An 8,084-nucleotide genomic window follows, 5' to 3' on the forward strand; every position below is an offset into this window, starting at 1 on the left:
TTGATCTTGTGCCATGGGAGGGCGCGGGCATCGCTTGGGGTTTGCGCGCCTGGTGTCGCGACGGCAGGTACCCGGGTGCAGTCTGCCCCGCATGGGCACGCAGCCTGTCACGAGCATGTTGCGGTTTCGTGACATGCGCAGACGCTGGGCTTCCACATCGCTCGGGTAGTGCACGCCGTCGACAATGCGGATCGTGCCGAGTTCGCAGCCACATGCGAATGCGCATCGATATAGGTTGCGCCTTGTGCGTGTGCAGCCTGAACGGTTGCGCACGCATCGATCAGAACAGTAGCGACCAGCAGTAGGGAGGTGAGGCATTTCATGCTGCCCGCGAAAAGAGACCGGACGAAGGTGCCGATCCTAGAGCGAACAGATGAATGAGCGGTGTCCAGAAACTTACAAATCTAAGCCCACGTCCACGCCCTTTCGCTTGAGAGGTGCCGTGTCGGGTATCCGTAATAAGAACTTTAACTTCGTAAGTTACCCATCACTCGGTATTAATGCGCCGTCGATAACATCCCGCCTTGTCTGACTTACTGCCCCACGGCACATTCAAAAACAAGGATGCATGAACCATGCGACGGGTACGTTCCAAGTTCAACCAGAAACCGCTGACGCAGTTCGTTCTTGCGACGCTCTGCGCCGCTGGGGCACAGATCTCGCATGCTCAGGCAACCGGCGACCTCGGCTCGGTGCAAAGCACGGCCGTGTCGTCGTCGGATAACAGTACGTCCCCCGCAAAGAACACGCAGTCGGCGCCGGCGCAGGCACCCTCCCAGGGTTCGCTCACGGCCAGCGAGCCGAAATCGATCATCAGCCAGCGCTATATCCAGAACAACACGGCGCCCACGTCGAACTACAGCGACATCGTGCAGATCGCCCCTAGCGTGTCGAATATCTCCCCGAACGGTGCGGGTCTGATGGAATCGCAGAGTCTCTCGATTCGAGGATTCCAGGACGGTCAGTACAACGTGACATTCGATGGTATCCCGTTTGGCGATTCCAACGACTTTACCCATCACTCGACTTCGTTCTTCTCGAATCAGGTGATCGGCAGCATCGCGATTGACCGGGGTCCGGGCGACGCTTCGCAGATCGGCTTTGCGACGTTTGGCGGCACGATCGGCATCGACTCGAAAGATCCATCGCTTAAGCCCTCATTCTCCGTACTCGGGTCGTACGGCAGCTACAACACGTGGCTTGCGGGCGCGGAGTTGAACACGGGTGATATCCAGCAATGGGGCGATGCCCGCGCCATGGTCGGATACACGCAGACCGGCAGCGACGGCTACCTGACGGATTCCGCACAGCGCCGCCAGAACGTTTACTTCAAACTCGAAAAACCGCTCGGCGACAACACGTTAATCACCGTCTTCGCCACCTACAACAATATTCACCAGAACGTGCCGGTTGGCGCAACGGCCGCACAGATTCAGGCCAATGGTCCGAACTTCGGCTTGAACAGCGATCCGGCCAGCCAGGCCTTTTATGGCTACAACGTCGACCTGATCAACACCGACTTCGAATACATCGACGTTAAAACCAAGGTCGCGCAGTGGGTCATCAATAACAAGCTGTATACGTACGGTTATTACCACAACGGCTTTAACGGACTCGATCCGAACGGCGAAACGCCGAACGGGACGAGCCTCGGCGCGAATAACGTACCGGGCCAGGAGATGAACAACAATTACCGCGCTTGGGGCGACGTGCTAACCGCTGAACGGAAGATCGGTCTGGGCACGCTGCAGATGGGCGCGTGGATCACGCATCAGTCCAACTTCCGCGACAACTTCAACGTCGACGACTCGTTGAACTTTGCTTTCCTGTCGCAGAACTTCACGATGAACGACACGTTGCTGACGTTCGAGCCGTACCTGCAGTATGCGTTGGAACTCCCCTATGGCGTGACGGTGACGCCAGGGCTGAAGTATGTATCGTTCAATCGGCAAATCGATTCGCCGACGAACCAGAAGTCGGGCGATCCGGTGGACTATGGCCATACGTGGACGAAGGTGCTGCCGTCGCTCACGTTGCATGAGCAGATTGCCCCGGACTGGAGCGCCTATATCCAGTACGCACAAGGGTTTCTTGCGCCGAACCTGAATGTGTTCTACGTCCAGAACCCATCGGTCTCGGGCCAGCCGGACCTGGAGCAGACGGATAACTACCAGATCGGCACGACCTACAAGACCAACCGCTTGACGGTGTCGGCTGACCTCTACTACATCAACTTCCGCAACGCGGTGACGAGTCGCACGGTAGGCGACAACACGGTCTTCACCAACGCCGGCGGTGCGGTGTACAAGGGCTTCGAGTCCGAAGCGACTTTCTCGGTTGGCGAGGGCTTCAGCCTTTACGCGAATCTGACGTTCAACTCGGCGAAACAGAAGAGCACCGGTGACTGGATGCCTAACGCGCCTCAGCAAACCGCTGCCGCCGGCGTGCTGTATGAACGCGGTCCGCTGACCGGTTCGCTCATCACGAAATTTGTCGGTCACCAGTTCGGCGACACGGGCGACACCCAGCCGATTGGCGGCTTCACGGTGACCAATTTCTCAGCCGCCTACACGATCAGGAACCTCGCGCCGTGGCTGCATGACACGCGTATTGGCTTCCAGATCGAGAACCTGTTCAACCGTACCAGCATCGATGCGCTGGCGGGCTACACCGCTGCCGACAATACCCCGCTGTACTGGACGATCCCGGGGCGCACGTTTATCGGCACCTTGTCCACCGACTTTTAAGAGGAGCTTCACCCATGACCGTCGACACTCTGTTGCACCTCGCGAACAACTCAGGCGGCGTGCTGTACGTCATCGCCGCCATGCTGTTCGTTGCCTTGACGATCATCATCGAGCGCAGCTGGTTTCTGCAGCGCGCTGCCAGCAGCAGCCGCGAGGCGCTCGAACAGATCGACCGCCTCGACCAGTTCAATGCCGCGACGCTGGCCGCCTGCGCTGAGCAGTGCCAAACGCTGCCGGCGGCGGCGTTATTCGCCACCGCCGGCCGTCTTGCCGGTCAGTCCTCGCGCGAGGAGCTGAATGCGCGCCTCGAAGAAACGATCATGCGCGAAGCCCCGCGTATCGACCGCTTTCTCTGGGCGCTCGACACGGTCGTCACGCTCGCGCCGTTGCTCGGCCTGTTTGGCACGATCGTCGGCATGTTCAACGCGTTTCAGGTGCTCTCCAACCCTGGCAATGCACCGACCCAGGTGACGGGTGGGGTCGCCGAAGCGCTGATCGCCACCGCCTCCGGGCTGTTTGTGGCGATGATCGGTCTGGTGTTTTTTAACGGCTTGCACAATCGGGTGAGGGGTGTCGTGCACCAGCTCGAAACGGTGAAGGCTGCGCTCGTGAACCGTCTGGCTGGAACGTCGCACGAAACTTCGAAGACCGTGCGTGAGGCGCCGCGCGCCGTGGTCGGAAAACTCGCGTCGCAGGGAGTGTGACGATGAAGTATTTCGAAGCGCGCAAAGCTCGCATCGAGATCATTCCGATGATCGACATCATGTTTTTTCTGTTGGTGTTTTTCATCATGATTACGCTGCACATGATTCCGAATGCCGGCTTGCGCACGCAATTGCCTTCGAGTACCACGACGCAGTCGTTGCCGCCCCCGAAGGTGACGGTGACGCTCGCGACCGATGGCAGCTTGTCCGTCGACGGCCGGACCTTGAGCCCCGCTGAACTGACGTCGATGCTGTCAGCCTGGCCGGATGCTGCCCATACCGTCGTCACGATTGCCGGCTCGAAGCAGGCGCAGATCCAGAAGCTTGTCGCCGTCATGGACGCCTGCCGTGCCGCGGGCGTGTCGCAGATCGCGCTGGCTGCGCAACCGGTGGCGAACTGATATGGCGACCGTACCGGCCACCGGCGACGTGCCGGAGCGCACGCGCCTGTTTCCTGCCGCAGCGCTCGCGTTGATCGCGGAAGTGCTGCTGCTAGGCGGTGGATTTGCGCTCCTCACGCATAAGTCTCACGTGCCAGCCGAACCGGCTCCGACGCTGCTAACGCTGGTAGCACCGGCGCCATCGCCGGCTCCTGCGCCCAAACCGGTCGTGGCGGCGCCTAAGCCCGAGGTGTCTCAGGTGCGGCCGGTTGTACCGGTGCATCGCGTTGCGCACGTGACGCCGCCGAGGCCCACGCCTGTCCCGACACCGACGCCAGCGGCAATGCCTGCGCCGGTGCTGCCGTCGGCAACACCGACTGAAGCGCCGCCTGCGCCGCACCCACCTCCGCCGCCACCCGCTCAGGCGCCGGCCGTGCAGACGGCCAGCTTCCAGGGTGCGCTGCGCGCGGCGATTCAGGTCGCGTTGCGATATCCCGAGTCAGCCCGCATGGCGGGCATGTCCGGCCGCACACGGGTCGCATTTCAGTATCGCGACGGCGTGGTGTCCGACGCGAGCGTTGTAGTGTCGAGCGGCATCGGGCTGCTGGACCGCGCCGCGCTCGCGGCCGTGCGGGACGCGGCGTATCCCAAGCCTGAGCCCGAATTTGTCGGCAAAACGCTCCCGGAGCAATTGTGGGTCACGTTCAATCTGGACGCACACGAATAACCGCCACTCAGTCCTAACGATTTGCTTCATAGCGCCACGCCGTCGTGCCCGTTAGCCGGCCGGCATGGCATTGGCCTGAAACGTCGATAAACAGCATCAACCGGAGTCCGTTCAAGTGAAACGAAAACATGTCCTGCAATCGCTGATCGCCGCTGGCGTCGCCTCCATGCTCGCCGTGGCTGCCGCGCATGCGGCAAGCGGGGAACCCGCCAGACAGTTCGAAATCGCGAAACACTATGCCCTTGATGGGGCCGAGAACTGGGACTACGTCGCGTACGACCCGGTACGTCATCATTTATTTGTCAGCCGCGACACCCATGTGCAGGTGATCGATGCACGCACCGGCAAGCTGGTCGGCGAGATTGAAAACACCGACGGCGTGCATGGCTTTGCGTTCGTGCAGGATCGCAAACTCGGATTCGTGACCAATGGCCGCGCCAACACCATTACCGTCATTAATCTCGACACGCTGAAGGTCGTCGACACCATCAAGGCTGCGGGCCCGGACCCGGACGGCATCCTCTATGTGCCCGCACTGCAGCGCGTGTACGTCAGCAATGGGCACGACAAGAGCGTGAGCGCGATCGACGTCGCGACACGCAAGGTGGTCGCGACGATGGAAGTGGGCGGCAAACCGGAGGCACTTGCCGCGGATAACCACGGCCACGTCTTCGTTAATGTGGAAGACAGAAGCGAGATCGTCGAGATGGACGGCAAATCTTCCAGCGTTCTGGCGCACTGGTCGATTGCACCGTGCGAGGAGCCGACCGGACTCGCCATCGATACCACGCGTGAGCGTTTGTTCTCGGTTTGCGCCAACCAGCGCATGGAGGTGGTCGACGCCGCTTCAGGCCGCGCTGTAGCCGAGGTGCCGATCGGTGGTCATCCGGACGCAGCTGCCTTCGATCCCGCTTTGAAGCTGGTGTTTAGCTCGAATGGCGGAGACGGCACGCTGACGGTCGTGCATGAAGACGATGCGGATCACTACGCGGTTGCGCAGAACCTGCCTACGCAGGAGGGCGCAAAGACGATGACGCTCGACGAAAAGGGACACCGTTTGTATCTCATTTCATCGAAGTTCGGCCCGGCCCCGGCCGCAACCGCCGACAATCCTCACCCCCGCCCGAGCGTCATTCCCGGCACGTTTGAAGTACTTGTGGCGCAGCGTAAATAGTATAAATTAATCACTAAGCATAGCTTATTAGATTCATGGCGAAGGTGAGATGTGAATGTGCATCAATTCGCATTCGCCATGGTTGCAATGGGTAGATCTTGAATTTGCGGTTTGCAATACCAGTAGCACATTCTCAATCCGATGTTGTTAACTCAATCCAAGAAACTATAATGAATACGACCCTCAAGGCACTTCCGATCGCGGTTTTACTCTCTGTCATTTACGGCTGCGGCGGAGGTGTCCAGAATTCCCCGAGTTCGACTGCATCGCAAGGCGGTGCCAGCAGTACGCCGGCCACCCCCAGCACGCCGGCCAGTTCTGCTTCGACCAGTAACTACACACCTGGAAACCTGCTGGTCTCACGTACCGCGTACGATCCGGCAAATGTGGTGAGCGGCACGCTGCCTTATAACGCAACGCCTACCACCACCAATGCATCTCCCGTAACCGCGGTAACGCCCGGCACGTATCCGAATGTGTTTACCAACGACGCCAATGACGGCAACTTTGGCATCACGTCCGAGGCGTATCTCGATCAGTGGACGCCGGGGGCGGGCAGTCCCTCGCAAACACTGGACATCACCGCGCAGGCAGCAAAAAACCAGGTGAGGTTCGCTACCAGCTTTGCATCGAAGTCCGAGCTGTCGTTGAATGTCTCGCTCGACCAGAAATCGCTGAGTTTTGTCGGCTACAACACGACGATTGACCAGTTGGATATCTCCAACTCCAATACGCCGGGCGTGGTGGATACGACCAACACGGATATCGCGGCACCCACCTACCGGACAGTTGGTCAACTGACGTTTGCCAGCAACAGCTTGTCGTTCACGAATACCAACGCCTATGCCGGCAACAACGGCCGTGCGGCCGTGCTCGCGAACGGGTTGTTTTACATCGTCGGCAATGCGGGCAATTCCGGCAAGAATCCGAAGCCGACAACAGCGCTGCTCGATATGTTGACGATGAATACCGGGGTGCAAAGTATCGCACCGGGTAGTTCGTGCGCGTTTTCCCAGGTGATCGGCGCATTCGAATCCGGCACTGGCGCGGGCACGTATGCTGCCGCGCCGGCTGGAACTGCCTGTTCGTTGGCGTCGATGGGCTCGATTACCGGTGGCAGCTCGACGGGTGACCAGTTTGGCTTCTCGATCGCAACGCTGCCGACGACACCGGCGACTGCAGCGGACAAAACGGGTAAGGATGAAAACCTTCGTGGCCTGTTCGTGGGTCCGGACGGAACGATGTATGTCTCGAAGGGCAGTGGCGGCAATGGGGTGAACACGGTGTACCAGGTCGGTGCCACCGGTGCGCTTGCCAATGGCGGCGTGTTGCCGCAAAACGCTCCGGTGACAATCCTTCCGGGTTTCCCGACCGCATTGGCAACGAATCTGACGAATCTGACATCGCCTGCTCAGGTGACCGGCACTGTCTATCCGTTCGGGATGTGGATTCCGTCGTCGAACCCGTCGATCATGTTCGTGACTGACGAGGGCGACGGTGTGGCGGGGGATCAGGTAAGCGGCAGTGGCGGCCTGTGGGTGTACCAGAAGCAGAATGGTGTCTGGAAACCGCTGACCAATTTGACGACGGGCCTGAGCTTGGGGGCCGCCTATACGGTGACGGATAGCACGGGTCTTTACGGGACCAAGGGGGCTAGCTACACGACCACGCCGGATGGTCTGCGCAATATCACAGGGCAGGTCAATAGCGACGGTTCGTTCACGATCTATGCGGTGACGTCGACCATTGCCAATAGCCTGGGCACTGCTTTCGACGCGGGTGCTGACTCGAACCAACTGGTCAAGATTACGGTGACGGTAAGCGGTTCAACGGTCACGTCCGCGAGTGGCTTCTCCGTCATGCAGACTGCGCCTTATGGTCAGGCCCTGCGCGGCGTAGCGATTGTGCCGAACTCCTAAAGCAGATCATCGGTCGGAGCCGCTTTATCGCTTGGCGAAAACAGCCTGCCGAATAGCAGGCTGTTTTCATTAGCGCGCACAATCTTCGGATTCGAGGGTGAGATCGTGACGTCAGGGCGTACCCATGGCGGTCGATAAAGCCAGCCGCTACAGATGCAACCTGATCTGTGTCGCGAACGCGCGAATGCCCTCTTCATTTCGCACCAGAAACACCCACTGACCAACACGGGTCGAAACAAGGAGCCCCGCCTCGATCAATACAGCGACGTGTGCCGATACGGTAGATTGAGATAGCTCACTGCGCGAGTGGATTGCATTTTGATGGTACGCCGCAACCAGGATCGACGTATCCCCGCACAAAGTATTTGTTCGGCGTCTTTAACCACCTCAAGATCTCGCGGCGGAACAGGCTTGCGAGTGCCTTATGAATTAA

The 8,084-nt window shown here is 59.7% G+C and carries 6 protein-coding genes and 1 pseudogene; 6 read left to right on the forward strand and 1 reads right to left on the reverse strand.

Features of this window, described 5'->3' with window-relative positions:
- The first annotated feature begins 575 nt into the window (after positions 1–575).
- The 6 genes from PQQ96_RS35170 to PQQ96_RS35195 all read left to right on the forward strand — a co-directional run bounded on the left by PQQ96_RS35170 (position 576) and on the right by PQQ96_RS35195 (position 7,651).
- Positions 576–2,747 (forward strand): TonB-dependent receptor, encoded by a 2,172-nt coding sequence (locus PQQ96_RS35170; RefSeq protein WP_408301041.1) that lies wholly within the window; start codon positions 576–578, stop codon positions 2,745–2,747.
- Positions 2,748–2,761: 14 nt separating this feature from the next.
- Complete coding sequence (locus tag PQQ96_RS35175; RefSeq protein ID WP_408301043.1) at positions 2,762–3,451, forward strand: MotA/TolQ/ExbB proton channel family protein; 690 nt, start codon at positions 2,762–2,764, stop codon at positions 3,449–3,451.
- Between the two features lie 2 nt (positions 3,452–3,453).
- A complete protein-coding gene (locus PQQ96_RS35180; protein WP_408301045.1) occupies positions 3,454–3,852 on the forward strand; it encodes an ExbD/TolR family protein in 399 nt (132 codons plus the stop codon).
- 1 nt (position 3,853) lies between these two features.
- Positions 3,854–4,558, forward strand: a complete 705-nt coding sequence (locus PQQ96_RS35185) for a TonB family protein (protein WP_408301047.1) — start codon at positions 3,854–3,856, stop codon at positions 4,556–4,558.
- Positions 4,559–4,673: 115 nt separating this feature from the next.
- Positions 4,674–5,732 (forward strand): YncE family protein, encoded by a 1,059-nt coding sequence (locus tag PQQ96_RS35190; RefSeq protein ID WP_408301049.1) that lies wholly within the window; start codon positions 4,674–4,676, stop codon positions 5,730–5,732.
- Between the two features lie 170 nt (positions 5,733–5,902).
- Complete coding sequence (locus PQQ96_RS35195; RefSeq protein WP_408301051.1) at positions 5,903–7,651, forward strand: hypothetical protein; 1,749 nt, start codon at positions 5,903–5,905, stop codon at positions 7,649–7,651.
- A gap of 147 nt (positions 7,652–7,798) precedes the next feature.
- Here the strand turns inward: PQQ96_RS35195 and PQQ96_RS35200 are convergent.
- Positions 7,799–8,081 (reverse strand): annotated as a pseudogene (locus PQQ96_RS35200) (ArsR/SmtB family transcription factor).
- Positions 8,082–8,084 lie beyond the last annotated feature (3 nt).

The sequence above is a fragment of the Paraburkholderia sediminicola genome, from assembly GCF_046027825.1.
GTDB classification, from domain to species: Bacteria; Pseudomonadota; Gammaproteobacteria; order Burkholderiales; family Burkholderiaceae; genus Paraburkholderia; species Paraburkholderia sediminicola_D.